Source organism: Marivita lacus, from assembly GCF_014637725.1.
GTDB classification, from domain to species: domain Bacteria; phylum Pseudomonadota; class Alphaproteobacteria; order Rhodobacterales; family Rhodobacteraceae; genus Marivita; species Marivita lacus.
The window spans coordinates 75,015-98,993 of record NZ_BMFC01000005.1 but is presented as its reverse complement, the minus strand read 5'-3'; the positions used below and the strand labels follow the sequence as shown (position 1 = coordinate 98,993).

The 23,979-nt window shown below is 62.5% G+C and carries 24 protein-coding genes and 2 tRNA genes; 9 read left to right on the top strand and 17 right to left on the bottom strand.

Annotated elements, in window-relative coordinates; all coding sequences use genetic code 11:
- Window positions 1–230 precede the first annotated feature (230 nt).
- The 3 genes from IEV82_RS11910 to IEV82_RS11900 are packed head-to-tail and all read left to right on the top strand — an operon-like array spanning window position 231 to window position 3,171.
- Complete coding sequence (locus IEV82_RS11910) at window positions 231–1,901, top strand: Tad domain-containing protein (RefSeq protein ID WP_188482251.1); 1,671 nt, start codon at window positions 231–233, stop codon at window positions 1,899–1,901.
- On the top strand, window positions 1,898–2,437 hold the full coding sequence (locus IEV82_RS11905; protein WP_188482250.1) for a TadE/TadG family type IV pilus assembly protein: 540 nt from the start codon (window positions 1,898–1,900) through the stop codon (window positions 2,435–2,437). The genes IEV82_RS11910 and IEV82_RS11905 overlap by 4 nt, the downstream gene beginning before the upstream one ends.
- Window positions 2,437–3,171 (top strand): TadE/TadG family type IV pilus assembly protein, encoded by a 735-nt coding sequence (locus IEV82_RS11900; protein ID WP_188482249.1) that lies wholly within the window; start codon window positions 2,437–2,439, stop codon window positions 3,169–3,171. Before IEV82_RS11905 ends, IEV82_RS11900 begins: the two co-directional genes overlap by 1 nt.
- A gap of 3 nt (window positions 3,172–3,174) precedes the next feature.
- Here the strand turns inward: IEV82_RS11900 and IEV82_RS11895 are convergent, their stop codons facing one another.
- The 7 genes from IEV82_RS11895 to IEV82_RS11865 form a co-directional block, all read right to left on the bottom strand.
- Window positions 3,175–3,651: a hypothetical protein gene (locus tag IEV82_RS11895; RefSeq protein WP_188482248.1), complete on the bottom strand. Its 477-nt coding sequence runs from the start codon at window positions 3,649–3,651 to the stop codon at window positions 3,175–3,177.
- A 45-nt stretch (window positions 3,652–3,696) separates the two neighbouring features.
- Window positions 3,697–4,647, bottom strand: coding sequence for an NAD(P)-dependent oxidoreductase (locus tag IEV82_RS11890; RefSeq protein WP_188482247.1), 951 nt, complete (start codon window positions 4,645–4,647; stop codon window positions 3,697–3,699).
- Window positions 4,648–4,755: 108 nt separating this feature from the next.
- Window positions 4,756–6,555, bottom strand: a complete 1,800-nt coding sequence (locus IEV82_RS11885; protein WP_188482246.1) for an ABC transporter transmembrane domain-containing protein — start codon at window positions 6,553–6,555, stop codon at window positions 4,756–4,758.
- Window positions 6,556–6,691: 136 nt separating this feature from the next.
- A tRNA-Gly gene (locus IEV82_RS11880) sits at window positions 6,692–6,765 on the bottom strand.
- A 91-nt stretch (window positions 6,766–6,856) separates the two neighbouring features.
- Window positions 6,857–7,594 carry a maleate cis-trans isomerase family protein gene (locus IEV82_RS11875; RefSeq protein WP_188482245.1) on the bottom strand — a complete coding sequence of 246 codons (738 nt, stop codon included), beginning with the start codon at window positions 7,592–7,594 and terminating at the stop codon, window positions 6,857–6,859.
- Window positions 7,594–8,754, bottom strand: coding sequence for a M24 family metallopeptidase (locus IEV82_RS11870; RefSeq protein WP_188482244.1), 1,161 nt, complete (start codon window positions 8,752–8,754; stop codon window positions 7,594–7,596). The genes IEV82_RS11875 and IEV82_RS11870 overlap by 1 nt, the downstream gene beginning before the upstream one ends.
- Complete coding sequence (locus IEV82_RS11865; protein ID WP_188482371.1) at window positions 8,751–9,794, bottom strand: pyridoxal-phosphate dependent enzyme; 1,044 nt, start codon at window positions 9,792–9,794, stop codon at window positions 8,751–8,753. The genes IEV82_RS11870 and IEV82_RS11865 overlap by 4 nt, the downstream gene beginning before the upstream one ends.
- 137 nt (window positions 9,795–9,931) lie before the next feature.
- On the opposite strand from IEV82_RS11865, the gene IEV82_RS11860 reads away from it, so the two are divergent.
- Window positions 9,932–11,584 carry a thiamine pyrophosphate-binding protein gene (locus IEV82_RS11860; protein ID WP_188482243.1) on the top strand — a complete coding sequence of 551 codons (1,653 nt, stop codon included), beginning with the start codon at window positions 9,932–9,934 and terminating at the stop codon, window positions 11,582–11,584.
- Between the two features lie 5 nt (window positions 11,585–11,589).
- On the opposite strand, the gene IEV82_RS11855 is transcribed toward IEV82_RS11860, so the two are convergent.
- Genes IEV82_RS11855 through IEV82_RS11840 form a run of 4 tightly spaced genes read right to left on the bottom strand, consistent with a single transcriptional unit; the run spans window position 11,590 to window position 15,875 of the window.
- Entirely contained in the window at window positions 11,590–12,216 is a 627-nt protein-coding gene (locus IEV82_RS11855; RefSeq protein ID WP_188482242.1) for an ABC-type transport auxiliary lipoprotein family protein, read from the bottom strand.
- Window positions 12,213–13,952 (bottom strand): MlaD family protein, encoded by a 1,740-nt coding sequence (locus IEV82_RS11850; protein ID WP_188482241.1) that lies wholly within the window; start codon window positions 13,950–13,952, stop codon window positions 12,213–12,215. The genes IEV82_RS11855 and IEV82_RS11850 overlap by 4 nt, the downstream gene beginning before the upstream one ends.
- A 1-nt stretch (window position 13,953) precedes the next feature.
- The gene (locus IEV82_RS11845; protein WP_188482240.1) at window positions 13,954–14,751 is read right to left on the bottom strand and encodes an ABC transporter ATP-binding protein; all 798 of its coding nucleotides are present in this window, start codon (window positions 14,749–14,751) and stop codon (window positions 13,954–13,956) included.
- Window positions 14,748–15,875, bottom strand: a complete 1,128-nt coding sequence (locus IEV82_RS11840) for an ABC transporter permease (RefSeq protein ID WP_188482370.1) — start codon at window positions 15,873–15,875, stop codon at window positions 14,748–14,750. The genes IEV82_RS11845 and IEV82_RS11840 overlap by 4 nt, the downstream gene beginning before the upstream one ends.
- Before the next feature lie 327 nt (window positions 15,876–16,202).
- Between IEV82_RS11840 and IEV82_RS11835 the strand changes: the two genes are divergently transcribed.
- Both IEV82_RS11835 and IEV82_RS11830 read left to right on the top strand, forming a co-directional pair.
- A complete protein-coding gene (locus IEV82_RS11835; RefSeq protein ID WP_229747770.1) occupies window positions 16,203–17,036 on the top strand; it encodes an HTD2 family dehydratase in 834 nt (277 codons plus the stop codon).
- A complete protein-coding gene (locus IEV82_RS11830; protein WP_229747769.1) occupies window positions 17,000–18,274 on the top strand; it encodes a CoA transferase in 1,275 nt (424 codons plus the stop codon). The genes IEV82_RS11835 and IEV82_RS11830 overlap by 37 nt, the downstream gene beginning before the upstream one ends.
- Window positions 18,275–18,386: 112 nt before the next feature.
- Here IEV82_RS11830 and IEV82_RS11825 read toward each other — a convergent pair.
- The 4 genes from IEV82_RS11825 to IEV82_RS11810 all read right to left on the bottom strand — a co-directional run bounded on the left by IEV82_RS11825 (window position 18,387) and on the right by IEV82_RS11810 (window position 22,117).
- Window positions 18,387–18,463: transfer RNA gene (locus tag IEV82_RS11825), tRNA-Arg, on the bottom strand.
- A gap of 91 nt (window positions 18,464–18,554) precedes the next feature.
- On the bottom strand, window positions 18,555–19,937 hold the full coding sequence (locus IEV82_RS11820; protein ID WP_188482239.1) for a sensor histidine kinase: 1,383 nt from the start codon (window positions 19,935–19,937) through the stop codon (window positions 18,555–18,557).
- A gap of 24 nt (window positions 19,938–19,961) precedes the next feature.
- Window positions 19,962–21,380 carry a dihydrolipoyl dehydrogenase family protein gene (locus tag IEV82_RS11815; RefSeq protein ID WP_188482238.1) on the bottom strand — a complete coding sequence of 473 codons (1,419 nt, stop codon included), beginning with the start codon at window positions 21,378–21,380 and terminating at the stop codon, window positions 19,962–19,964.
- Between the two features lie 2 nt (window positions 21,381–21,382).
- Window positions 21,383–22,117 carry a TVP38/TMEM64 family protein gene (locus IEV82_RS11810; protein WP_188482367.1) on the bottom strand — a complete coding sequence of 245 codons (735 nt, stop codon included), beginning with the start codon at window positions 22,115–22,117 and terminating at the stop codon, window positions 21,383–21,385.
- A 461-nt stretch (window positions 22,118–22,578) separates the two neighbouring features.
- On the opposite strand from IEV82_RS11810, the gene rpmH reads away from it, so the two are divergent.
- Genes rpmH through yidD form a run of 3 tightly spaced genes read left to right on the top strand, consistent with a single transcriptional unit; the run spans window position 22,579 to window position 23,364 of the window.
- Window positions 22,579–22,713, top strand: coding sequence for a 50S ribosomal protein L34 (gene rpmH / locus IEV82_RS11805; protein ID WP_012177012.1), 135 nt, complete (start codon window positions 22,579–22,581; stop codon window positions 22,711–22,713).
- 28 nt (window positions 22,714–22,741) lie between these two features.
- Window positions 22,742–23,146, top strand: a complete 405-nt coding sequence (gene rnpA, locus IEV82_RS11800; RefSeq protein ID WP_188482237.1) for a ribonuclease P protein component — start codon at window positions 22,742–22,744, stop codon at window positions 23,144–23,146.
- On the top strand, window positions 23,143–23,364 hold the full coding sequence (gene yidD / locus IEV82_RS11795; RefSeq protein WP_188482236.1) for a membrane protein insertion efficiency factor YidD: 222 nt from the start codon (window positions 23,143–23,145) through the stop codon (window positions 23,362–23,364). Before rnpA ends, yidD begins: the two co-directional genes overlap by 4 nt.
- 2 nt (window positions 23,365–23,366) lie before the next feature.
- Here yidD and IEV82_RS11790 read toward each other — a convergent pair whose 3' ends face one another.
- Entirely contained in the window at window positions 23,367–23,705 is a 339-nt protein-coding gene (locus IEV82_RS11790) for an arsenate reductase family protein (RefSeq protein WP_188482235.1), read from the bottom strand.
- Window positions 23,706–23,763: 58 nt separating this feature from the next.
- A complete protein-coding gene (locus IEV82_RS11785) occupies window positions 23,764–23,940 on the bottom strand; it encodes a hypothetical protein (RefSeq protein ID WP_188482234.1) in 177 nt (58 codons plus the stop codon).
- Between the last annotated feature and the right edge of the window lie 39 nt (window positions 23,941–23,979).

Genomic DNA, 23,979 nt, shown 5'->3' with positions numbered 1-23,979 from the left:
TTATAACGCTTTATCCTGGATAACGTTTAGAGAACGGAACGCCCAAATGTGGCCCACTGTTTCACACATGGCTTCAATAAGGCCTGTATATCCTGAATTATCCATAAAAAACAACACACTCCTTTTTTTCTCCATATTTCCAGCCGTATTCCCGCCCTGTTTCGCCTTCAGATCTTCCAAAATCTAAGTGGGGTGTCAGACCGTTCTGAATGGGCGGGAAAGAGGTAACAATGATCGGACTACGCAACCTTCTGCCAAGGGTGCCAGCCGAGAAACGGAAGAAGTCCCTGTTGCGCTCCAGCGTGGCTTCGACAGTGATCCGTTACGCTCGGGGAACCGATGGCAACATGAGCATTTTCGGGATGGCCGGTGCTTTCATCATGCTGGTGTATGGCGGGATCGGGATCGACATGATCTACTCCGAAGTGGAGCGGACGCGTCTTCAGAACACGTTGGACCGTGCTGTTCTTGCGGCCGCCGATCTTGAGCAAACGATCGATCCGACCCTGCTGGTTCAGGATTATCTGACCAAGATGAATCTCGAAGACGCGATGGCCAACGTGAACATCACGGTCGATTCGGGTCTGAACTTCCGCACGGTGACGGCACAGGCCCAGCGGACATTCGATTCGAACTTCCTGCATCTTCTTGGCTTCGACACACTCCAGTCGACTGGTTTGGCGGCGGCGGAAGAGCGGATTTCAAATATCGAAATTTCGCTGATCCTCGATATTTCCGGGTCGATGGGCTGGAACGACAAGATCGAAAACCTGCGCACGGCTGCTGTTGAATTCGTCGAAACCGTCATCAACAACGATGATGCCGGCCTGACAACGATCAGCATTGTTCCCTACAACGCGACGGTCAGCCTTGGACCAACGGTGTCGCAGCACTACACGCTGACAAACGAGCACACCACGTCGAACTGTGCGATCTTCCCGGATAGCGCATTCACATCGCGGGCTGTGTCTCCGACCGAAGCACTGCAACGTCTGGCGCATTTCGACCCCTATACGCTTGATGAAAACACCACGGTGACCCCGGATTCCTGGTGTCCGACCGGCACCTATGGATCGGTCGTTGCGCACAGCTCTGATCGTGACGCGCTCGTCGCCCATATCCAGAGCCTCAGTGCTGGCGGCAACACCGCCATCGACCTCGGGATGAAATGGGGCGTCGCCCTGCTTGATCCTTCGGCACGTCCGGTGGTCGACGGGTTGATCGCGGATGGTCATGTCGTGCCCGAAGCGGCAGGGCGACCTGCTGCCTATGACGCACCTGACGCTCTCAAGATCGCGGTGGTTATGACCGACGGCATGAACACAACACAGTTCGATCTGGCGCCAGAGTACAAGGGCGGCATGTCGGATATCTGGATCGACGATCGCGGTGACAATAACGCCAGTAACGATCGGTTCTCGCATCGCGTGCGCGACTTAAGCGGAACAAGCAACGACGTGTATTTCTGGTCTCGTTTTGAGAATAACAGCTGGAACGACCGCTACCGGACCTCGCCTGACGGCGGCAACAGCGCCCGTCGGATGAGCAACGCGGAAGTCTTTGCTCGCTGGGGCACACGCGCCTTCGGCAACAAGTTCTTCCGTCGCCCGTACAATGACGGCTGGGTGTCGTATAACCAGTATTACAACGCGTATTACTCTTACGTGCCGATCGTCTCCGGCGCTCAGGCCGATGATCGTCTGTCCACGATCTGCAGCCAGGCCCGCGATGCCGACATCACGGTTTTCGCCATCGGCTTCGAAGCGCCCGACGAAGGCCAGGCCGCGATGCGCGACTGTGCGTCCTCCCCGTCCCACTACTTCCCGGTCGAGGGTCTGGAAATTTCCGACGCGTTCCAGGCGATTGCCAGAACCATTAACCAGCTGAGGTTGACACAATGATGCGGTTTGCTTTTCCCAAAATCCGCAGCTTCCTGCGGGACGAAAATGGCTCGGTTGTCACGATCCCATTCGTCATCTGGCTGCCTGTTTTCCTTGGCCTGATCGTGGCCGGCATGGAAATCGGTGCGCTTTCGATCCGCCACACGCAGCTTGAGCGCGGGTTGGATCTTGCAGTCCGTGAGGTCCGTCTTGGAACCGGTGAGAACATGGATCACGACACGATCAAGGGCATGATCTGTGAAAATGCGCCGATCCTCTCGGAGTGCGAGACCATGCTGCGCCTTGAAATGATCCCGCTCAGCCTGCGGGATTGGACGGAACCATCGCGGGACGCAGACTGCTACGACTCCGCAGAACCCGTTCGCCCGTTGCGCCAGTTCGATCCGGGCCAGCCCAACGAACTGATGCTGCTGCGCGCATGCTTCAAGTACAAGCCGATCACACCGGCCGGTGCTGTTGGTGCGGCAATGCCTAAAGACGCCGAAGGTTACGCGGCAATCGTGTCCTTCTCGGCCTTTGTACAGGAGCCTTACTAATGAACGCTCGTATTCAGAAAAGCGTGTCGCGGTTCATCCGCGACACCAAGGGCGATGCTTCGCTTGAAGCGATCATCATCCTTCCGGCCCTGATCGTCATCTTTGCAATCTCCTGGCTCTATTTCGACGTCATGCGTCAGCAGGCGATCAACCAGAAGGCAAACTACACGATCGGTGACATCATCTCGCGTGAAACCGAAATCCTTGACGACACCTATATCGACAATGCCCGGAACCTGTTTTTCCACCTTGCGCAGGCCCAGGGTGACGATGTCGATCTGCGGATTTCGGTGGTGCAGTTCGACGGCAAAGGAAGCGGTTCCTACGATCTCGTCTGGTCTACGGCCCGTGGTGACTGGTCGGCGTTGACGCAGGCCGATATGTCAACCTATGCGCCGCGCCTTCCGATCCTTGCGGCTGGCGACCAGACGATCCTCGTGGAAGGCAGAGATTGGTATCAGCCCCTCGTTCATCTGGCCAATGACGGCTTCGACATCACGACCTATTCATTCACCCGCCCCCGCTTTGCGTCGCAGGTGATCCTGGAAGGGTACAATGACGGGTCCGGCAAGCACTGGCAGAACAACGGCCACGGCAATGGTGATCAGGACGCTCCGGGCGGATCGCTCTGCAACAACAACGCAGAGAACGCTGACGGGGACGGCGATCCGAGCTGTACTGCGACCACGACAGAGCCGACAAACGGCAAGGGCAAGAAGAAGAAGAGTTCGTGATGCCTAGGCCTGTCGCCGGGCGATCATGATGGCGATGATGTCAGCCATCGGGCGGGCCTGAGCCCCGGGGGTCACCCCGCCCACGGCAACCCGGCGTCCAACACGCCACCACAAACCCGGCTGCCACGCCCGTGGCGCCGGGTTTTTCAATGTCAGCGTAAAGCCGTTGGATGGCTTCAACGCAAACGCCCCGCGGTTCACCGCGACGATATCGTCGACCCGCGCCAGAACGGTGCCCTCGCTGTCGCTCAGTTCGGTTTCGGTCAGGAACAGCTTTCGCCGCGTCGCCACCTGCAGCTTTTGCGCCAGCCACAACGAGATCAGCCCCATCCCGATCAGGAACGCCTGCCAGAGCAGGTTCGCCGGCGGTTGCAGGAATGCGAGATACAGCACCAGCCCACCCAGCGTGAGCAGCAGCGTGATGCCGACGATGCGACGGGGGCCGCGGCAGTTGACCTCGGCGAGGATGTCATCGCGCATGGTGTCTCTCCTGTGATGCAATACGCCGATAGCGCATTCACGCAATCAAGGCGAGACCGCGCGGAACACCTCCTGTCCGCGCTCCTCGGGTTCGTCGTCGATCAGTTCGGTCGGAAAGCCCGGTGCCGTGATCGACAGCCCTGTCGCCTCTTCCAGCCGCTCGATCAACCGATCCGATTGCGCCCGGTCGCCGTAACGCGCCTGCCCGTCCTTGACGATCTCGATCAGCAGGGGCGACAGTTCAAGCGGCACGTTCCGCGCATCGGCCAGCGACTGGAACAATCCGATATCCTTGAGCACCAGATCCAGCGTGAAGTCCACGTCGCGGTTGCCCGACAGGATCAACTGGCTTTCGGTTTCATGCACAAAGGACGTGCCCGACGATGCCTTGATCGCCTCGTAGGTGATGGCAAGGTCGATCCCGTGCGCCGCCATCGTGGTCATCGCCTCGCAGAGACTGGCAAGGTGGATAGTGGCAAGATAGTTGGTCATCACCTTGAGCACCGACGCGCTACCCACGTCCCCGGTATGCAGAACACGGCGGCCCATATGCGTCAGGAGCGGCAACACGGTTTCAAAGGTCGGGCGATCACATCCCGCGAAGATGGAAATATTGCCTGTTGCAGCCCGGTGACACCCGCCCGAGACCGGACAATCCGCCGCCTGCCCGCCCTTGGCCTGAACCGCCTTGGCCTGCGCGCGGATCGCCTCGGGATCGGTGGTCGACATCTCGATCCAGATCTTGCCCGGCCCGATCTCGGGCAGTAGCTGATCCAGCACCGCTTGCGAGGCCGCAGGGCTGGGCAGGCTCGTGATCACCACGTCACAGTCGTGCATGATCTCTGCCGGACCGGCACCAAGCTTGGCACCTTGGGCAACCAGCAGCAGCGCGCGCGCCGGGTCCAGATCAAAGACGGTCAGATCCACCCCGTTGCGTGCCAGCGTTCCGGCCAGCTTGGCCCCGACGGCCCCCAATCCCACAAATCCAACCTGCATGGCGTTCTCCCTGTTGCCGTTTGGCGTCAGGGTGCCTGTGGCGGAACCGACCTGTCATGGTCAAAACCGACACATGCCGATCTGCGGCGCACAATTTCTATTCGGCTTCTATTCGGCAGCCATGCCGTCGGTGAACTGCAACCGGGCAAGCCGGGCATAAAGACCGTCTTCCGACACAAGCGCATCATGCGCGCCCATGGCCACGATCCGCCCCTGTTCCATAACGATGATCCGGTCGGCCTTTTTCACGGTCGCCAAGCGGTGGGCGACGATGATGGTGGTGCGTCCCACGGACAGCTCGTCGACCGCGCGCTGCACGGCGCGTTCGCTTTCGGCATCCAGCGCGCTGGTCGCCTCGTCCAGCAGCAGCACAGGCGCATCGCGCAGGATTGCCCGAGCAATCGCGATACGCTGTTTCTGCCCGCCCGACAGCATCACGCCGCGTTCGCCCAGCCAGCTGTCATAGCCGTCCGGCAAGGCCACGATGAACTCATGCGCCGCCGCCGCCTTGGCCGCCGCTTCGATCTCTGCATCCGTGGCATCGGGTCGGCCGAAACGGATGTTCTCGCGCGCCGAGGCGGCAAAGATGACCGGGTCTTGCGGGACCAGCGCGATGTGTTTGCGGAACGCGTCGCGGTTCAGCGCGTCGATCCGCATGCCGTCAAGACAGATATGCCCAGCATCGGGATCGTAGAACCGCTGGATCAACTGGATGATCGTCGTCTTGCCCGCGCCGCTTGGACCCACCACGGCAATCGTTTCGCCCGGTTCGATCCGCAGGTTCACCCCGTCGAGTGCTGCAACGCCGGGACGGCTGGGATAGGCGAAATGCACGTCTTCAAAGGTGATCTCACCCTTCACCGGCTCTTGCAACGACAGCGGCATATCGGGGTCGTTCACCGTGTCCTCGGCATGCAGCAACTCGACCAGCCGTTCGGTCGCCCCGGCCGCGCGCTGCAATTCACCGAAAATCTCGGACAGGGCCGCGACGGAGCCTGCGACCATGACCGCGTAGATCACGAACTGCACCAGCTCACCCGGCGTCATCGTGCCGCTGCGCACATCGGTGGCCCCGATCCAGAGCACACCGACGATCCCGGTAAAGACAAGGAAAATCACGATCGCGGTCATCTGCGCCCGCGTCCAGATCCGGCGGCGCGCGGCGTCAAAGCTTTTCTCGGTCACGTCGCCGAAGGTATTGCGCGAAATGGCCTCGTGCGTGAAGGCCTGAACCGTCTGCACCGACAGCAGCGCCTCTGAGGCATTGCCCGAAGAGGCCGCGATCCAGTCCTGATTTTCGCGGCTCAGCTTGCGCATCTTGCGGCCCAGCACGAGGATCGGCACCACGACGGCAGGCACGATCAACAGCACCATTCCCGTCAGCTTGGCCGAGGTGAACAGCATCAGGATGATGCCGCCAAAGAACAGCAGCACGTTGCGCAGCGCGATGGATATGGACGAACCCAGCACGCTGAGGATCAACGTGGTGTCGGTGGTGATGCGGCTCAGGACTTCGCCTGTCATCACCCGCTCAAAGAAGGACGGGCTCAGCCCGATGACGCGGCCGAACACGGCCTTGCGGATATCGGCCACAACCCGTTCACCCAGCCGTGTGACCAGCGCGTAACGCAGCGCGGTGCCAATCGCCAGCAAACCGGCAATGCCCAGCGCCGCCCCGAAATAGAGATCCAGCAGCGCGCCATCGGCGGTATTGAAATTGTCCACCACCCGGCGCACCGCCATCGGCAGGATCAGCGACACGCATGCCGTTGCTGTCAGCGCGAACAGCGCCGCCGCCATCAGGAGCCGGTAGGGCGCGATAAATGGCCAGAGGGCTCCGAGCGATCCAATCTTCTTGGATTTTCCACGGTCTTCGTTCTTTGCCGGTAAAGGTGTCGCGTCCGCCATCAGGATCCCGTTTTTTACTGCAACCGCTTAAACATTGGCCTGCCTGCAATGGTCAAGCCGAACGCGCGCGAAATACCGATATGCCGCGCCAAAACTGCGGAAATTTCGGGAAAGCCAGAGGTTTCGGAGGAAGATTTGGAGCGGGCGGCGGGAATCGAACCCGCGTCATTAGCTTGGAAGGCTAAGGTCTTACCATTACACAACGCCCGCTTAACGATACCGGACCTATGATATGGCCGGTGCGGCGTCAAGTGTTCGAGGCGGATCCAGTGTCGGAAATTGCCCGGACCCTCACCTTTCGTCAGCAAAAATCGAACACCCGACCGATGCGGGTGCAGCGCCTGGAAAACCCGGAAAGCACCCCCAGATGCCAGGCGAGGATCTGGTTGCTGGACAGGGCGGGGCGTCCCAGGGCGGTCTCGATCTCTTCGATCACTTCAAGCGCGCGCAGGTTGGTGCAGGACAGGAACACTGCGTCACATGTGCCACTGTTGCCCACATGCACCGCCGCATCACGGACCGATGCCCGCGATATCCGCACCACGCGTTCTTCGATCGGCTCATCGAAACTGCCAAAGGATGTGACGGCAATCCCGGCGGCCTCCAGCCCGTGGATCAACCGTTCGCTGACCGAGGCCACGTAGGGGCTGACCAGCCCGATCCGCGATATCCCGCCCGCCTTGCACGCCGCGATCAAGGCGGTGAGCGGGTCCGACACATGCGGTGTGGGCATGCCTGCGTTGATCAATTCCGCCACACGAACCGGACCAATCGCAGCACTTGCCGAAGTACAGCCGTAACCAACCGCCGCAAAATCTGCGCCCACCGGAAACAGGCGCGCCGATGCTGTCAGGCTGTCCTCCATGGCGCACAGACTGTCCAGCGTGACACTGGCCCCGGACGGCACACGGGACACAAGGCATTCCACATCCGGCGGCAACAGCATCCGGAAATCGCGCTCGATGGTTTCGTCGCTCTGCAAGGTGATCAACCCGATCTGGGTCGGGCGGTGCGTGTCGATGACATAAGGCAGCGCCATCAGATCACCCGCATGTCGCGCGATTGTGGCTGCGACAGGAATTCGACGCCCGTTTCACGGATCACGATGTTTTCCTCATGCACGAGGATGGTGCCGGGGCGGACCGTGACCGACGGCTCCAGCGTAAGAACCATGCCCGGCACGAGCGGCGTGTGATCCTGAGGAATGATCGAGGGCCATTCGGTCAGCTGCATGCCCAACCCGTGCCCCAGCCGCCCGGCCTCCATCACGTCACCAGAGGGGTTCACCACGCGGTTCATGGCGTGAAACAGATCGGCAATCGTGTGGCCCGGCCTCGCCATGTCCGCCCCGGCCTGCGTCGCGTCGATCAGGCACGCATGCGCGGACCGGACCTCGGGTGCAGGGGGCCCGACGCTGTAGTTCCGGTCGAAATCGCAGAAATAGCCATCCCAGACCAACCCTGTGTCCAGCATAAGCACATCGCCTTCGGCCAGTGCGGTGTCTGTCGCGGGGGAAATCACGTCGGCATAACCGGACGCCCCTGCCGCGCTTGCAAGATAGGGCACCCAGTCCGCACCCTCTTCGAGAGACAGCATCTGGAACCGGCGAAACACGTCGGACAGGGGCATCCCCTTGGACATATGCTCCGGCACACGGTCAAAGGCGCGATTGGCAATCGCGGCGGCGTAGCCGATTTTGGCGATCTCGTTTTCGGATTTGACCAGCCGCAGCCGTCGCGTGATCGTTGCATCCCCGAACAATGCGCGCGGCGACAGGGCGGCTTCCAACCGCCGCAGATCGGCCAGCGGCACGCGGACATGGCTTTCCATCTGGTCGGCAATGGCGATCCGGCCGTCTTTCGGCACGATCCCCGTCAACGCGTCGACCAGCAGGCCGATCCCGTCATCCGCGTAATCCGGCGCGGCCCATGTCCGGATATCGCTGATCCAGCTTTGCCCCATCAGGTGCGCCCCGATGGACGGGATCACGGCGACCGGATCACCCGAGGCCGGGACGATCACGAACCATGGCCGCGTCGGGCTTTCCCAGAACCGGGTCAGGAAGCCTGTGTAATAGCGGATCTCCGGCTCTGTCGTCAGCAACAGCGCAGCCAGACCATGCTCTGCCATCAGCACCTGCGCGGCCTGTGTCCGTTGCCGGAACTCCGCGACAGGAAAACCACGCGGCGGGCGTGTCATGATGCCTGCTCGCTCAGGATCACCAGCACGCGCGATGCCGGCGTCAGACCCAGCACGTCCGGGTCTGCCCGAGCCGCCAACAGCCCGGCGAACCCCGCCCCGCCCGAAGGCGTCGTCGGATAACCCGCATCGGCACAGGCCGCGCTTCCCGTCGCCCCGTCGTCCTCGCTGATGAGCATGAAATCATCCGCATCCCGCGCCAGACCTTTCAGGGCGATCAGCGACGGTTCCTTGCAATCGAGCCGCCCCATCTTAGACTCCGGACCTGTCGTGACCTGTGGGGTTCCCGCCTTGATCGACGCGAAAAGCGCAGGCGCCGCATCCGGCTCGACCACCACGATCCGGGTCGCATCCCCCCATGCCAGACGCGCATGGGCGGCGCAGGCGGCGGCCAATCCGCCAACCCCGGCTTGCAGGAAGATATGCGTGGGCGTTTCCGGCATCTGCGCCACGGCTTCCTGCATCAGAACCAGATAGCCCTCCATCAGGGTGTGGGGCCGGTCGAAATAATCCGGCCAAGAACTGTCCGACAGCAAAGCCCAATCGTTGTCCTTGGCAGCCTGCGCAGCCCCGGCCATCGCCTCTTCGTAAATTGCACCCTGCCGGACAACCTCGGCCCCGAAGCCGCGCAGCCGGTCGGCAAAGCCCTCGGGCACCGTGTCGGCAAGGTACACCACCGCGCGCGCCCCAAAGGCCAGCGCGCCAGCGGCGACGGACAGACCGTGATTGCCCGCGCTGGCGGTAACATAGGTGCGTCCCTGCGCCAGACCCGCCTCGGCATCACGCGCAATGACATAGGCCGCGCCCAGCGCCTTGAAGCTGCCAAGCCCCATGCGGCGGCGTTCATCCTTGATGTGGACCTGCCCGACACCGGCACGCTGCGCGAGGGCAAAGCTTTCATGAAGTGGCGTAACACCGCTGGCGGGACAGCGCGTCAGAAGGTCAACGGGGCGATCCGCGTCGATGCTCGGAAAGGGCACATCGGTCAGCGCCGCAAGCACGGTCTCCGACAGCGCGGCGGTTTTTTTCAGAATATCCATACAAGGCAGAATGCCAGCGCTGCCCGACCCGTGGCGGATCAGGTCCGACACTGAACGGGCGTCCAGCGACCATCTGTTTGCCCTGCCCCGCGAACCGCTTTAGCGTTTGGCCAAACCAACCAAAGGCCTTTCATCCCATGAAACGTTCCAACACCCAAATCCGCGCAGCCGATCACCTTGTCGATCTGCTGGTCGCCCAAGGCACAAAGGCGGCCTTTGGCGTGCCCGGTGAAAGCTACCTGCCGGTGCTGGACGCGTTCTATGGGCGCGAGGCCGACATCCGTTTCGTCACCTGCCGTCAGGAGGGTGGTGCCGCGATGGCCGCCGACGCCTATGGCAAGCTGACCGGACGCCCCGGCATCTGCTTTGCCACGCGCGGTCCCGGTGCCACCAACGCGAGTGCCGGTGTGCACGTCGCTTATCAGGACTCGACCCCGATGATCCTGTTTCTGGGCCAGGTCGCCCGTGACATGGTCGAGCGCGAGGCGTTCCAGGAAATCGATTACCGGCGCATGTTCGGCCAGATGGCCAAATGGGTGGCGCAGATCGACGATGCGTCGCGGCTTCAGGAATATGTCAGCCGCGCGTTCCGCACCGCGATGTCCGGACGCCCCGGCCCGGTGGTGCTCGCCCTGCCCGAAGACATGCTTTACGACCAGATCGCGCAGCCCACGGCTCCTGCCCGGATCGAGACGCCGCGTTTTTTACCGTCTGGTAAAACAATGGACTCCCTGAAAGCCCGGATCGCCAAGGCAAATCGTCCGCTGGTCATGGCGGGTGGCGGCACCTGGACAAAGACCGGGATCGCGGCATTGCAGCGCTTTGCGGAAACGCAAGGCCTGCCGGTGTCCGTGTCGCTTCGCTGCCAAAGCCTGATCGACAACCGCCACCCGAATTACGTGGGTCATTACGGTGTCGGCACACCGTCCTACCTCAAGGACATCATGGCAGAGACCGATCTTCTGATCGCCGTCGGCCCGCGTCTGGGGGAAATGACCACTGCGGGCTACACGCTGCTTTCGCCTCCGGTGCCCGAGCAATCGCTGGTGCATGTGTTCCCCGAACCCGAAGAGATCGGCCGCGTGTACGAGCCCGAGATCGCGCTGGTTTCCGACACCGAAAGCTTCTGCACCGCCGTCGCGGACTGGGAGGCAATCGCGCCCGACCGGTTTGCCGACCGTACCAAGGACCTGCACCAGTCGTACGTTTCGTTCAGCGACCCGGCATCCGTCCCCGACGACCCGCTGGCCCCCTATTTCGCGCATCTGGCCGAAGTGCTGCCGGACGACGCGATCCTGTGCAATGGTGCCGGCAATTACGCAGGCTGGCTGCACCGGTTCTACAAGTACCGCGCGCCGGGATCACAGCTTGCGCCCACTTCGGGCTCCATGGGCTACGGCCTGCCCGCCGCCATCGGTGCCGCGATCTGTGAACCTGAACGCGAGATTTTTGCCATCGCCGGTGACGGATGTTTCATGATGACCTGTCAGGAAATGGCCACCGCCGTACATCACGATCTGAACCTGACCGTCATCATCATCGACAATGCCCGCTACGGCACGATCCGCGCGCACCAGGAGCGCGAGTACCCGGACCGGGTGTCCGGCACCACGCTGACCAACCCCGATTTCTGCGACTTCGCCCGATCCTTCGGCGCCATTGCGATCAAGGCACCGGACCGTGACAGTTTTGTCACGGCACTGGCAGAGGCGCGGTCGCGTCAGGGCGTCAAGCTGATCGAGGTGAAGGCCGACCCCAATTTCCTGTCACCGGGCAAGCGGCTGAGCTGACCGCGCTAGAGCGCGGTTTGGACCCAGCTCGCGAACTCGGCAAAAACCTGATCCGAGGCGGCGTTGAACGCGTCGATCACGGTCAGTGTTTCCGTCGACGGCGCAACCGCGCTGCCGGTCAAGCTGCGGGTGGCGACGATGCTGGCGTCGCGTTCGCGCACGACCCGGACCAGCAGCGTGATCTGGACATTTGCGGTCTCGCCATCCGGTGTCACCTCGGCCTGAAAGTCGATCACTTCGGTCACTATGGCAAAATCGCCACTCGCACCCAGAGGGGTGCGCCCGACATAGCGCACCGCGCCCGTCGCTTCGATGGAACGGAGCATCAGGGTCTGCACCATCTGCGGTGTCGGTTCGCTCCATCGCACATCGGGCAGGTATTGCGCCTGCACGGGGTTGGGGCGGATCAGGATCCGGTCGGTGGACAAGGCCCCGCTGGTGGTGGGCATTTCGACGATCACGTCCTGCGCCCTGGCCCGCCCGGCGAGAGCCGGGATGCTACCCGGTGCGCGCAGTTCGAACACATCCAGCGGGGTGGCGGCATCGCTCACCGCCGAAATCGCGGCACAACCCGACAGCAGCGCCAAAGCCGTTGCCCCCATTGCCCTGCGCAAAGCCTGCCATGTGATCATCGTCTGAACTCCGGTGTTTCTTGGTCAAGGAAGAACCGCGTCGGGTCGCGCTGGATCTGATCGGTCAAACGATCGAGGTTGCCAATCAGCGCGCGGCTTTCCTGTGCCAGCCGCGAATAGAGCGGCAAAGCGGTGGTTGTAAACTCGCGGATCGAGGGCGCTGCGGCATCGGTCAGGCTGCGCAGCTCGGCGAAGGTGTCGGAGGCGGCCTGACTGGCGGCGCGCAGATCATCCGACATGCCGGGCAGATCCTCGGACACCTGCGCAATCGCGCCATCTAGGCTGGCCAGCGTTTGCTCCAGCCCCGAGATGATCCCGTCCAGATCCTCGTTGATCACGCGGTCCGCGCCCGTGAAAGCCCGCTCTGCCGCGCCCAGCGCGCGATCCCCGGTGTCCAGCGCGCCATTGATGGCGCTCAGGGTTTCATTGGCGTTTGAAAAGGTCACCCGCGCATCCTCGAGCGTCACGCGCGCGGTTTCAAGCACCGCTTCGGCGGACTGGCTGGACGCGGTCAGGTTGCCGCCCACTTCGGTCGCAACCGTGCGAAAGGTCTCGGCGGTCTGGCGGATGTCGGCGATGATCACCGGCAGATCCTCGTTGGCGATGGTGGCGACGGAGGCGATGGCCTGATCGGCTTCGGCGACCATCGCGCGGGTCTCGGCCAACAGAGGCGTGCCTTCGTCGCGGATCAGCGTGTCGATCGTGCCGGCGGTTTCGCCCAACGCCACGGCCGTTCCGTCAAGCTGCGCAATCAGCGCGTCGGTCGCCTCCAGCGTCGACTGCGCCTGTTGCAGCCGTGCGGTTGCGGTTTCGCCGGTGGTGTTCAAGGTCGCCATCAGCGCGCGGGCGTCATTGGCCAGCGTACTGACCTCGTCCTGAAGGACGGTTGCCGTGGCCCGCAATTCGGCGGTGGTCTGGCTGAGTTCGGTTGCCACGTAGTCTTCGGTCCGTGCAATCGCGGATCGGGCGCTGTCGAGGGTCTGCGTGCCGCTGTCGAGAACGGTTTTGCCCTGTTCCGACAGTTCCCCAATGGAAGCCAGTGTGGTGTCCGCGGTTTGAAGCACATTCGTCAGATCGCCGGTCAGAGTGTTCAGCGTTTCGTTGAACCTGTTGATCTGTGCAGCAAAGTCGTCGACCGTGGCGGACACGTTGGAGAAGCCTTCGAGCGTCGCGGTGAAATCGGCGGAGGCCGCTTCGACATTGGCGATGATGCTGGTGATCCGCTCGCGGTTTTCCGTCCCAAGGAGCTGGCCCAGATCGGAAACAAGCTGCAGCGCCTCTTCCAACAGGCGGGGTGCGTCTTCGGTCAGGCTCTGGAGGGTGGAACGGCCCGCCGGGATCTCGGGCACCTGAGTCTCTGCGGTTGACTGCAGCAGGTCGGCGCTCGGTGTTCCTGGACCGATGTTCACGAAGGACACCCCGGTCACGCCCTGCGGTTCGATCGTGGCGACACTGTCGGTGCGCACCGGCGTTGTCGCATCGACCTCGACACGGACAAGTATGGAGCCGTCGCGGTCGGGTGACAGCCGGACGTCGACGACCTGCCCCACCGGCAAACCGCTGAAGCGCACATCGGATGCGTCACCCAGACCCGCCACGGACGAGAAACGGATGTCGTAGTAGTCGAACTGGCGGTCCAGCTCGACCTGCGCGAACCACAGGAAAAACCCGAGGATGCCCAGCAGCCCCGCCAGGGTGAACGCGCCGATCAGGACAAATTTCGCCTTGGTTTCCAAGTCAGTCGCCTTTCCGGTCGGCTTTGGCCGATCCTTCGGATGCAGCAGCGCGGGCGCGGGGCCCGTGGAAATACTCGTGCACCCAAGGATGATCGACCTCAAGCATATCCTTCATGGTACCGGTCACCAGCACTTTTCGTTCCGCAAGAACCGCGATTCTGTCACAGGTCGCGTGCAACGTGTCCAGATCATGCGTCACGAGGAACACGGTCAGGCCCATGGATTGGCTCAGGTTGCGGATCAACTCGTCAAAACCCGTCGCTCCGATCGGATCAAGGCCGGCGGTCGGTTCATCCAGAAACACGATGTCGGGGTCAAGCGCCAGCGCCCGTGCCAGACCTGCCCGTTTGCGCATCCCGCCGGACAGTTCGGACGGATACTTGTCTCCTGCACTGTATTGCAACCCGACCATCGAGATCTTGAGGTCGGCCAGATCGCGGCGGATCTGGGGGTCGAGCCCCTTGATCCCGCGCATCGGCACCTCGACATTCTCTCGGACGGTCAGCGACGAGAAGAGCGCACCGTCCTGGAACATGACGCCCCAGCGGTTCTCCAGCGTCTGGCGTGTGTCGTCGTCTGCTGACAGCAGGTCGGTGTCCAGCACCTCGACCGAACCTTCGTTCGGTGTCTGCAACCCGACAATGGTGCGCAGCAAGACGGATTTGCCGCTGCCGGATCCGCCGACGACGCCGAGGATTTCGCCGCGATACACGTCGAGGTCCAGGTCATCATGGACCACCTGGCTTCCGAACTGGTTGCGAATGCCGCGCAACCGGATGACGATTTCGCGGTCTGTCATATGCCGATCCGCGCAAAGAAGATCGAGAACACGGCATCCGCCACGATCACTGCGAATATCGCCGTCACCACCGCGTTCGACGTCATGCGCCCCAGCGACTCTGCATTGCCCTGCACCTGCATCCCGGCATGGCAGCCGACGACGCCGATGATCAGCGCAAAGACCGGCGCCTTGACGAGGCCGACAAAGACGTGATCGACCGAGGTGCCCTCGATCAGACGCGTCATGAACATCGCGGGCGAGATGTCGAGGTCGATCCACGCCATCAGCGCCCCCCCGAACAGGCCCGCGACATTGGCGATCAATCCAAGAATGGGCAGCATGATCAGCAGCGCGAGGATGCGCGGCACAAACAGGTTTAACCCGGGATCGAGCCCGAGCGTCCGCATCGCGTCGATTTCCTCGCGCATCTTCATCGACCCGATGGCGGCGGTAAAGGCCGATGCCGTGCGCCCCGCGACGATGATCGCGGTCAGCAGGATGCCCAGTTCCCGCAGGATGGAAATGGCGATCAGGTCGACGACAAACACCTCGGCCCCGAACTGCCTCAGCTGCGTCGCGCCCTGAAAGGCAAGGACAACGCCGATCAGGAAGGACATGAGCGCGACAATCGGCACTGCCTTGTAGCCGACCTCTTCGCAGTGATGCACAAGCGAAGTCAGGCGGAATTTGCTCGGATGCAGCAGCGAGCGCGCAAACCGGTGCAGGAAGATACCGAGGAACCCGGTCAAAGCCTGAAGGAATAGCCCTCCGGCATGGACCTTGCGCCCGAACCGTTCGAGCCAGGCAACGAGCGAGGTGTCTTGGGGCGGCGGCGTTTCCGGTTCCGGCAGCGCCTTTTCGACAGAGCGCAGCAGGCTTTGGGCCTTGTCGCTCGCCCCGGTGATCTCGAAACCGCGCTCCGACCCATCGCCGGGTTTCAGCGTGACAAGCGCCCAGGCCCCTGCCGTGTCGAGCCGCGTCAGAGATGACAGGTCGATACATGTGACGGTCTCCGGATCGAGCGCCTGCAACTTCTCCCGCGCGGCAGTCACTGTCCGGACCGTCAACGCCCCAAACAGATGAACCGTGCCACCGTCATCCGCAGGCTCTAGGGAAAACTCGGTTGCATCCTCACCGCTCATGTCGGTGCCTTCGCAAGATGCCTGCGCGATGGGTCTCCAACGATCCGGCTTGTGTTCATTCACCGAGGTTATCCTGACAGAGGGCAACAATAAAGCGGTGTTGTACTGCGGCGAACCGCCCCTGTCGGTGTCGTCAGGCGGGCTAACCGACGAAATTTTGCAATACGCTGCACGTGCAGAAAAGCCCGGAATATCCTTTGCAGTCAAATGCCGCACCCGCGAAAGGCACGGTTCGGTATACCGTGGTATTCCCATAAGTATTTAAAATCATTTGATTTTTTAGAGATTTTGGGTATTCAGAAAAAATGCTCTCTGGGGAGGAAGACCATGGACATGCTCAATCTCGATGCCTGGACCGGGCGTGTCACCCGTGACGTCGGGTGTGTGACACCGGAACTGGCTCGGCAGCTTCATGCCACTGTCGGCTTGGGCAAGATGCCCGGACATGGCGATCCCCTGCCGCCGCTCTGGCACTGGTGCGCCTTCCCGCTCTCCACCCCGAACGACAAGCTGGGCAAAGACGGGCACCCGCGCGAAACCGATCTTTTGCCTCCGGTTCGGCTGGATCGGCGCATGTGGGCGGGCGGTGCTCTCAAGTTCTACGGACCCGCATTGAAGATCGGCGACCCGCTTGAACGCCGGTCGTCAATCCGGTCGGTGACCGAGAAAGATGGCTCCAGCGGCCCCATGGTGTTCGTGACGGTCGATCACGCGATCTACGGTCCCGCAGGACTGGCCATCGAAGAGCGGCAGGACATCGTCTATCTCGAAATCCCCAAAACCTACACGCCGCCCAGCAAAAAGCCGCTGCCGGCGCAGGCGGTGGAACAGATCGACACGACCGAGGCACTGCTGTTCCGCTATTCCGCCGTGACCTTCAACGCGCACCGCATCCATTACGACCTGCCCTATACCAGGGAAGTCGAGAAATATCCCGGCCTTGTCGTGCACGGCCCTTTGCAGGCCACGCTGCTGATGCGCGCCGCCGTTCGCGAACGCGGACGGACACCCAAGTATTTCGATTTCCGCGGCGTTCATCCGATGTTCGCGGGCGCGCCCTGCGAGATCGCCTTTGCCGCCGAGGATGCGGTGCTGAGCCTCTGGACCGGGCAGGACGGGCATCAATGCATGCAGGCCACGGCCATCTGGGCGGACGCGTGATGAGCGTGCTCAAGGGAATGCGCGTTGTCGAAGGCTCGGCGTTTGTCGCCGTACCCCTTGCGGGCATGACGCTGGCGCAGATGGGGGCCGAGGTGATCCGCTTTGACCGTCTTGGCGGCGGGCTGGATGCCGGGCGCTGGCCGCTGGCGCCGAATGGCGAAAGCCTGTTCTGGGCGGGCATGAACAAGGGCAAGAAATCCATTGCCCTGGACATGAAATCCCCGCAGGGGCGCGAATTGATCACACGGATCATCACCGCGCCGGGCGAAGATGCAGGTCTCTTCCTGACGAACCTGCGGGTGCGCGGCTGGATGGATCACGAAACCCTCAGCCAGCATCGCCCGGATCTTGTCATGGTCACGCTCACTGGCGACCGGCACGGGCGACCGCAGGTGGATTACACGGTCAATCCCGCTTTGGGCATCCCGCACATGACCGGCCCTGCGGACAGCGACGCACCTGTGGCGCATGCGCTTCCTGCCTGGGATCTGATCGCGGGAAACATGTGTGTGTCGGCGCTTCTGGCTGCCGAACGTCACCGGCTGCGTGGGCATGGCGGGCAAGAGGTCGAGATCGCCCTCAAGGACGTGGCCGCCGCCACGCTGGGCCATCTTGGGATGATCGGCGACGTGACCCTGAACACCGAGAATCGCGGCAAATCCGGCAACGCGCTCTACGGTGCCTATGGTCAGGATTTCGTCTGCGCCGATGGCCGCCGCGTGATGGTGATCGGCCTGACCGACCGCCAATGGCGCGGCATCTGCAAGGCGACAGGCACGGTCGAGGCGATGACTGCGCTGGAACAGCGACTCGGCGTGTCACTTGCCGAGGAAGGCAACCGCTGGCGGTTCCGCGACGACATCACCGCGATCCTGAAGCCATGGTTCGCCCAACGCCGCGTTCCCGATTTCGAGGCCGCGTTCAACGATGCAGGCCTCACATGGTCGGAGTTCCGCAGCGTGCGTGAAGCGGTTGAACTGGACCCGGACCTGAGCACCGAAAACCCGATTTTCTCCGAGGTCATGCAGCCGGGGATCGGACGCTTCAGCGTGCCGTCCCATCCGGCATCTTTCGGAGCAGCAGAGCGCGTTGACGCACGCCCGGCCCCGACCTTGGGGCAGCACACCGAAGAGATCCTGTCGAATGTTGCGGGCTGTTCCAGCACAGAGATCGCGCAATTGTTCGACGCGGGTATCGTCCAGTCCCCAAGCTTTGCCAAACCCCGAAACGCGGCCTGACCATAGCGGTCAGATCGTCGGCGCGGGGCGTTGCGGTTACCGAGTGACACAGGCACGAAGCGCGTGCCGTGTAACTTTGACGTAACCTTGAAACGCTATTTCGAGGGGGAAGTGGCGGACCGAGGAGGATTCGAACCCCCGACCCCTTGATTCGTAGTCAAGTACTCTATCCAGCTGAGCTATCGGTCCACGAGGCGTGGGATAGACCCAGCGCAGGGGCGATGCAAGCGCAAATTCCAAGAAAGTTTCGCGCCTTGTCGGCGGGCCTGTCTCCGGCCCTCTAACCCAGACCACCCATAGGCAGCCGGATGCGGAACGCTGTACCTGTCTCGTCGGTATTGACCAGCGTGAGGGTTCCGCCATGGCCGCGCACCAGTTCCTCGGCGATGGCCAGCCCAAGCCCCGATCCACCCTTGCGCGCGCCGCCCTGAAACGGCTGGAACAGGTGTTCGACCGCTTTGGGGGGCAAACCGGGCCCGGTATCGGTGATGTCGATACACCACGCTTCATCGCAGATCTTGGCTGCAACATTGATCTCGCCCGGTTGCCCGGTGCCGGTGATCGCCTGCCGGGCATTGCGCACCAGGTTCGATACCACGCGGTAGAGCTGTTCGGGATCGGCGCGCACCATCAGGTTGCCGGGCACATCCACGCTCAGGCTCAGGTCGAAATCGCCGATGGCCAGACGTTCGCTGTCCAGCACGTCCGAAACCAGTTGCGCGAGGTTGAACAGCGTCAGCGTCGGCGCGGGCTCTTCGGCGCGCCCGAACGCCAGCGTGCTTTCACAAAGCGAAACGGCACGGGTGATCGAGTTGACCAGCTTGGGGGCCATCCGCTTGACCGCCGGGTCTTCGCTCATCTCGATGCGATCTGTGAACAGCTGCGCCGAGGTCAGGATGTTGCGCAGATCGTGGCTCACACGGGCCACGGCGCCGCCCAACTGCGCCAGCCGTTCCTTTTGCTTGAGCGCCTGGGTCAGTTGGGTCTGCAGCGATTGCAACGCCTTTTCGGCATCGCGCAATTCGGTCACGCGGGCCGAGGGCTGGATGATCCGCCGCGCGTCCTCGGGAGCCTTGGCATAGCTTTGCATATGCCCCACGACACCCTTGATCGGCTTGACCAGCAAGACCCTGACCGCAAGGAACAGAAGGCTGGCGGTCACAATCGAGATCACCGCCGAGAGCACGAGGATGCGCAAGCCGTAATCAATCATCGCCATGCGCAACTCGCGGGTATCCAGCGTGATCTCGATCAGCAGACCGCCGTCGCGGAACGGGTTGCCGATCACGCGGATCGTCTCGTCCTCGGGGTTGATCAGCCGCGCCATCGCGTCCTTGATCAGGGTGAGCGCTGTCGCCTCGCGCAGATCGAAGGTCTGGGCCACCTCACTTGGCATGGGGGAGGACAGCACGAGTTGCCGCAACTCGTCACGGCGCAGCACCACGTTGAAGACACCCGCGTTCAGCAACAGCTCTGCCTCGAGCTCGGTGTCGATCATGTCATCCGCCAAAAGTGCCAGCGACGCGATCTGCGCCCGCTCCAGCCGGTTGAGTAGAAAGTCCTCGCGGTACCGTGCGACCGACGGCACAAAGATCATCACTTCCGCCAGCATCACGAAGATGATGGTCAGGATCAGGAAACGGCCGGACAGCGAATTCAGCACGGCTGCTCTCCCGGATGCGTCATGTCACGGCAGCCACTTCTGAACAAATCCGACAACTTTCTTAACGGTATCACTCTCGAACAGTCGCGGCGAAAAGTAAGCACCCGCTGCCCGCTTGTTAAGCTCTCCGATGGTGGGGTATGGCGCGACCATGTTGGCAATCTGGCTCATCTTCATCTTGTTGGCGATCACCAATGCCCACAGGTTGATCAATTCGCCCGCCTGTTCGCCGGCAATGGATGCGCCCACCGGACGACCCTTGACCACCATAACCTTGATCAGACCGCGAGTCTTGCGTTCTGCAATGGCACGATCGTTGTGATGAAAGTGGAAACGCACAACTTCGAGCTTGGTTCCGTGTTCCTTTTTCGCCTGCGCCTCGGTCAGGCCGACCTGCGCCAGTTCCGGCTGTGTGTAGGTCGCCCAGGGAATGTGCCGCGTCGTAGCCTTTGACGGCAGGCCGAACAGCATCGACCGGATGATCACACCGGCATGATAGCCCGCGACATGGGTGAATTGCAGGCCACCCGCGACATCACCAATCGCATAGACGCGCTTGTTCGACGTGCGAAGCGTATCGTCAACTTCGATCCCGGAGCGGGTCGTCTTGATCCCCGCCGTGTCAAGATCAAGGCCAGCAGTGTTCGCCTTGCGCCCCACCGCGACAAGGATATGCGATCCTTTGAACACGCGCCCGTCCTCGGTCTCGACCTCGATGGCACCGGACGTTCCGCGCACTTCCTTGGCGTTCGAGCCTTCGGCGATCTCGAGCCCTTCTTCGCGCAGTGCATCAATCACGATCGCGGCCATTTCCGGGTCGTCCTTGCCCAGCGCAACGGCGCCTTCGATCACGGTGACCTTGGAGCCAAGCCGCAGATGCGCCTGCGCCATCTCCATGCCGATGGGGCCACCGCCGATGACCAGCAGATGCTCGGGCTTTTCGCGCAGCTCCCAAAGCGTTTCGTTGGTGATGTAGGGCAGTTTTTCCAGACCGGGGATCGGCGGCACAAAGGGCGACGAGCCAGTGGCGATCACCACCCGTCGCGCAGTGATGCGATACGCGCCGGCCTCCACCTCGGTCGGGGACACGAAACGCCCGTGTTCACGGATCACCCGCACGCCCATCCCTTCGAACCGGTCCTGGCTGTCCATCGGTTCGATCTGACTGATGACATCGGCCACATGATCCTTGGCGGCGGCGTAGTCCACCTGAGGGGTGACAGACGCGATGCCGTAGCGGTCCGCATGGGACATCGCATATGCCACCTTGCCCGACGCGATCAGCGCCTTTGACGGCACGCAGCCATAGTTCAGGCAGTCGCCCCCCATCTTGTGCGCTTCAAGAAGGACAACGCTGGCCCCCATCTGCGACGCCCCTGCAGCCACCGACAACCCACCCGAACCGGCACCGATCACCAGAACATCCGTCTTGATCTTTTCCATGATCAGAGCCCCTTCTTGCCGCGCACGGCCTTCAGGATGACGGGCAGCATGGCCAGCACGCACAATCCGAGGATCGGCAGCAGGATATGCGGCTCGAAGATGATCCCGAGGTTGGGTGTCTCGCCCCGGGCAAAGACCTCGCCCAGACCGGCACCCACGGACGTGTAGACCACGCCACCCGGAATGATGCCCAGGAAGGTCGAGACGAAGAACCGGTACAGCGGCACACCCACGAGCGCAGGCACCAGGTTGGCCACGAAGAACGGCACCGCGGGCACCAGCCGGATCAGGAACAGCATCGACCACTGGTTCTCGTCGATCCCGTCCTTGATCTTGCGGACCGCCCCCTCGCTGGTATCCATCTTGGCCGCCAGCTTTTCGCCCAGCCCGTGGCGCGCCGCGAGAAAGATCACGGTTGCACCGATGGTGGCCGCCAGCACGTTGAACAGCGCGCCGGGAAACACTCCGAACAGGAACCCGCCCGTCAGCGTGGCAATGGTCGCACCGGGCAGGGAAAATCCGACGATCACCACGTAGGCCAGCATGAACAGCCCCGCCGTCACAAGGTAGTTGGCATCACGGAACGCTTCCAACGACTCGCGGTTGGCCGCAAGTGTCTCGAAACTCAGGTAATCCCGCAACGTCACGGCGCCGATGATGGCAACAGCGACAATGGTGATCAACGGCGCGTGGCGCTTCCATGCGGAGGTGTCTTGGGTGTCTGTCATATCGCTCATGTCATACAGGCCCGCGTGGGCCGCCTCTTCAAAGGTTGCGGTTTGCTTGAGCGAAAGATGCCCCTTGCAGCCGCGCAGCAACACCCGGCTCACGGCTGCTTGATCGACACCGTGGCTTTGCGTGAGAATCGATGCCCTGAGCGCATGGATTGAAACATTTCACCGCTCGGACGACGGGCAATATTGCAGTCTGTGACAGCACCACACGCCGCCGTGTGGCATTGTTTCAGGAAACCGTGCCGGGGTGTGGCCGGAACCGCATGCCTGCGGACTCCAGATATCTCAAGGCATTCGTCCGAAGCGGCAACACGTCACCGCCAACTTCATGCAAGCGACAGGAAAACGCGGAAATCCCCGACACAGCGTTTGACAACCCAAAGTCACCTGCCTATAGCACGGGCTTCGAATAACCCCGGCGGACGAATCCGCGCCCCCGGACCGACAAGACGGAGCAGGACGCGATGAAACGCACCTTTCAACCCTCGAACCTCGTTCGCAAGCGCCGCCACGGTTTCCGTGCGCGCATGGCTACCAAGGCAGGCCGCAAGATCCTCAACGCGCGCCGCGCACGTGGCCGCAAGTCGCTGAGCGCGTAAGCGCCCGCGACACAGCAGGCAATCTGACATGACACCGCCGGAGTCCTCCTTGGAGACAAGGGGAAACACGCATCCGGCGGTGTTGCCATGTCCCCCGATGACCGTGCTGCGCCACCGCGCCGATTTCCTGCGCGCTGCCCGCGCCCTGCGGCGGGGCACCGATGGCATGCTGCTGCAAGCCCGGCACCGCGATGACGGCGATCCCACGATCCGGGTCGGCTATACCTGCTCCAAGAAGATCGGCAATGCCGTGGCACGCAACCGTGCCAAACGGCGTCTGCGTGCCGTCGTGGCCGAGGCGCTCTTGCCCGGTGCCAAGCCCGGTTGGGATTACGTGCTGATCGGTCGCCCCGGCGCGACCATTGACCGCGAGTTCCAGGCGCTCAAAAGCGATCTGATCTACGCGCTGCGCAAGATCCACGCACAGACATGACGCTGCTTGCCTGGACACTCGCCCTGCCCGTCCGCGCCTACCGCCTGATCTTCTCCCCTTGGGTCGGCAACAATTGCCGCTACCACCCGACCTGCTCTGCCTACGCGCTCGAAGCGCTGCGCAAACATGGCGGGATCAAGGGCGGCTGGCTCACACTGCGCCGCATCGGCCGCTGCCACCCCTGGGGCAGCTCGGGCGTGGATAACGTGCCGGACTGACGTCAGCCCGCCGGGCCTTCCGATACGGCAGCCTGAACAGCAGCATCCCATCCCAAGTAGAGCCTGTCCCCATCCCGGATGACCGGGCGGGCCATCACCTTGGGCTGCGCCGCGATCTGCGCGTCGACCTCGGAGGCCTTCAGCCAATCGCTCAAAGCCCGGTAATCATTGGTCGAACGATCCACCAGACGGTCGCCGAACTCCGCAATGAACTCGGCCAATTCGGCCTCGCTCAGCGGCTCTGACCGAATGTCGCGCAGGCTGACGGTCCGACCCTCAGCCGCCAGCGCTTTCTGTGCCTTGCGGCACTCCGAACAGGTGCTCAATCCATAAATCACCAAAGCGCAGCCTCCTCTTTCCGGTTCCGCCAACGCCGAAACTGTCCACCAAGCGCGAAGGTCAGGTCTTGTCGGGGGCAGGCTTGTCTTTCTTGGTGGCCTTGTTGTTCCACAGGTTGTTGCTCAGACCCAACGCGCTTGGCAGGGGCTTGGTCTTGCCCACGCTGACGGTGCCACCCTTGTTCAGGTACTCCTGGATCAGCGCATCGTCGGTGTTTGTTTTGGGGATGTGTTTCATACGCACATGCTTACGGGCAAAGCTGCCCGCAAGTCACGC

What these genes read in the sequence shown, in the direction of transcription:
- IEV82_RS11875 (WP_188482245.1), bottom strand. Translation starts at nt 7,594, where the DNA reads ATGGCGCTGCCTTATGTCATCGACACGCACCGCCCGACCCAGATCGGG.
- IEV82_RS11860 (WP_188482243.1), top strand. Translation starts at nt 9,932, where the DNA reads ATGAAACGTTCCAACACCCAAATCCGCGCAGCCGATCACCTTGTCGAT.
- IEV82_RS11865 (WP_188482371.1), bottom strand. Translation starts at nt 9,794, where the DNA reads ATGGATATTCTGAAAAAAACCGCCGCGCTGTCGGAGACCGTGCTTGCG.
- rnpA (WP_188482237.1), top strand. Translation starts at nt 22,742, where the DNA reads ATGACACCGCCGGAGTCCTCCTTGGAGACAAGGGGAAACACGCATCCG.
- IEV82_RS11910 (WP_188482251.1), top strand. Translation starts at nt 231, where the DNA reads ATGATCGGACTACGCAACCTTCTGCCAAGGGTGCCAGCCGAGAAACGG.
- IEV82_RS11890 (WP_188482247.1), bottom strand. Translation starts at nt 4,647, where the DNA reads ATGCAGGTTGGATTTGTGGGATTGGGGGCCGTCGGGGCCAAGCTGGCC.
- IEV82_RS11885 (WP_188482246.1), bottom strand. Translation starts at nt 6,555, where the DNA reads ATGGCGGACGCGACACCTTTACCGGCAAAGAACGAAGACCGTGGAAAA.
- IEV82_RS11905 (WP_188482250.1), top strand. Translation starts at nt 1,898, where the DNA reads ATGATGCGGTTTGCTTTTCCCAAAATCCGCAGCTTCCTGCGGGACGAA.
- IEV82_RS11845 (WP_188482240.1), bottom strand. Translation starts at nt 14,751, where the DNA reads ATGACAGACCGCGAAATCGTCATCCGGTTGCGCGGCATTCGCAACCAG.
- IEV82_RS11810 (WP_188482367.1), bottom strand. Translation starts at nt 22,117, where the DNA reads ATGAGCGATATGACAGACACCCAAGACACCTCCGCATGGAAGCGCCAC.
- IEV82_RS11900 (WP_188482249.1), top strand. Translation starts at nt 2,437, where the DNA reads ATGAACGCTCGTATTCAGAAAAGCGTGTCGCGGTTCATCCGCGACACC.
- IEV82_RS11870 (WP_188482244.1), bottom strand. Translation starts at nt 8,754, where the DNA reads ATGACACGCCCGCCGCGTGGTTTTCCTGTCGCGGAGTTCCGGCAACGG.
- rpmH (WP_012177012.1), top strand. Translation starts at nt 22,579, where the DNA reads ATGAAACGCACCTTTCAACCCTCGAACCTCGTTCGCAAGCGCCGCCAC.
- IEV82_RS11840 (WP_188482370.1), bottom strand. Translation starts at nt 15,875, where the DNA reads ATGAGCGGTGAGGATGCAACCGAGTTTTCCCTAGAGCCTGCGGATGAC.
- IEV82_RS11830 (WP_229747769.1), top strand. Translation starts at nt 17,000, where the DNA reads ATGCATGCAGGCCACGGCCATCTGGGCGGACGCGTGATGAGCGTGCTC.
- IEV82_RS11785 (WP_188482234.1), bottom strand. Translation starts at nt 23,940, where the DNA reads ATGAAACACATCCCCAAAACAAACACCGACGATGCGCTGATCCAGGAG.
- IEV82_RS11815 (WP_188482238.1), bottom strand. Translation starts at nt 21,380, where the DNA reads ATGGAAAAGATCAAGACGGATGTTCTGGTGATCGGTGCCGGTTCGGGT.
- yidD (WP_188482236.1), top strand. Translation starts at nt 23,143, where the DNA reads ATGACGCTGCTTGCCTGGACACTCGCCCTGCCCGTCCGCGCCTACCGC.
- IEV82_RS11835 (WP_229747770.1), top strand. Translation starts at nt 16,203, where the DNA reads ATGGACATGCTCAATCTCGATGCCTGGACCGGGCGTGTCACCCGTGAC.
- IEV82_RS11895 (WP_188482248.1), bottom strand. Translation starts at nt 3,651, where the DNA reads ATGCGCGATGACATCCTCGCCGAGGTCAACTGCCGCGGCCCCCGTCGC.
- IEV82_RS11855 (WP_188482242.1), bottom strand. Translation starts at nt 12,216, where the DNA reads ATGATCACATGGCAGGCTTTGCGCAGGGCAATGGGGGCAACGGCTTTG.